2 protein-coding genes are annotated in these 1549 nt (G+C 47.7%); both read right to left on the bottom strand.

The window, feature by feature from the left end:
• Positions 1-1125: DHA2 family efflux MFS transporter permease subunit (locus AB4653_RS16315; RefSeq protein WP_372104741.1), on the bottom strand; the 1125-nt coding region annotated here is incomplete at its 3' end.
• Between the two features lie 3 nt (positions 1126-1128).
• Positions 1129-1549 (bottom strand): HlyD family secretion protein (locus tag AB4653_RS16310; protein ID WP_372104738.1); only part of this gene is annotated, 421 nt, incomplete at its 5' end.

Raw genomic sequence — 1549 nt, 5'->3', positions numbered from 1 at the left:
GGACAAGATCAACTGTTGGCCACCAAAATCAATCGTCATATGTGTATTCACGTAACAACTGAAGCCAAACATCGCGAAACCAAAGGTCACTAAGTACTTAGGCTTAATGATTTGCGTCAGCTTAGGAACGATTGGGAATATCAACAACTGTGGGAAACCCATCCACATCAAGACTTCACCAATCTCCATCGCATTGTATTGCTGAATTTGAGTGAGATACATTGGCAGCACATAGATAGAGCCGAGCAATGCCATCCCTAGAATCAAATAGGCGATACAAGACATAGCAAATTGCCCATCCCGCAATAGCCGCAAATTCACCAATGGCTTTTTGTGTTGGAGTTCGTTTATCACGAAGTAAACTAAGCTCACTGCAGACACAATACTCAAGCCTATGATGAAGCTCGAACTGAACCACTCTTCACGGTTACCTTCCTCTAGCACGACTTCCAAACAACCGAGCCCTAACGCCATGGTCGCGATACCAAACCAGTCCGCTTTTTTCAGCGTGCCAAGGTCGAGCTTTTCATCGTCTAAGCCATATCGGATCATGGTGATCACGAGTAGAGCGGGCGGAATATTGATGTAGAAAATATAGTGCCACGAGAAGTTCTCTGTTAACCAGCCACCAAACGTTGGGCCAATAGACGGAGCAAACGTCGCCGTTACGCCGAACAATGCCATACCCACGGCACGCTTGTTGACAGGCAAAAGCTGAATCACTAGCGAGAAAGCAAGCGGGATTAAAGCGCCACCACTAAAACCTTGCATCGCTCGGAACACGATCATTGAGGTCATATTCCAAGAGAATGAACACAGCAAAGATGAAATGGTGAAGATGGCCGTCGTCCACGTGATATAACGGCGTTTACCGAACGCTTTAGAAAGCCAACCACTGAGTGGGATAGCGATCATCTCTGCGACTAGGTAAGACGTAGAGATCCACGAGCTTTCATCCAAGGTGGCAGACAGCGCACCTTGAATGTCTTTGAGAGACGAGTTGGTGATCTGAATATCCAAGATCGCCATAAACGCGCCGATTAAGCCGCCAAAAAGGGCGATCCAATGGCGTCTCGAAACCTCGTCATCATCATTTGTTTGGGTGACAACACCAGTGTTACTCATGGTCTAGCCTCGTTTATCGATGGTCGCTACCACAGACAAACCAGGGAGCAGTCGACCTTTCAACTCTTGCTGATCTGGAATCGTAATTTTCACCGGTACACGCTGAACGATTTTAGTGAAGTTACCGGTCGCGTTTTCTGGTGGTAGGAGCGCAAACTTAGCGCCAGTCGCAGGGGAGAAGCTGTCTACCACGCCTTCAAGTGGTTGACCCGGAAAGGCATCCAGTTCGACTTCTACGGTTTGGCCTTTATGAATACCGCTTAATTGAGTTTCTTTGAAGTTAGCTTCAATCCACACTTGGTTGTTTGGTACCAAACTCATCAATGGCGCGCCTGCTTGAATCAGCAAGCCTTCACGGACGCTACGTTTACCAATCACGCCATCCGCTGGCGCGTAGACCTTGGTGTAATCAAGGTTAAGTTGT

The organism is Vibrio sp. 10N.222.48.A3 (assembly GCF_041475345.1).
GTDB lineage: Bacteria > Pseudomonadota > Gammaproteobacteria > Enterobacterales > Vibrionaceae > Vibrio > Vibrio tasmaniensis_A.
This window is presented reverse-complemented; position numbering and strand designations above follow the sequence as displayed.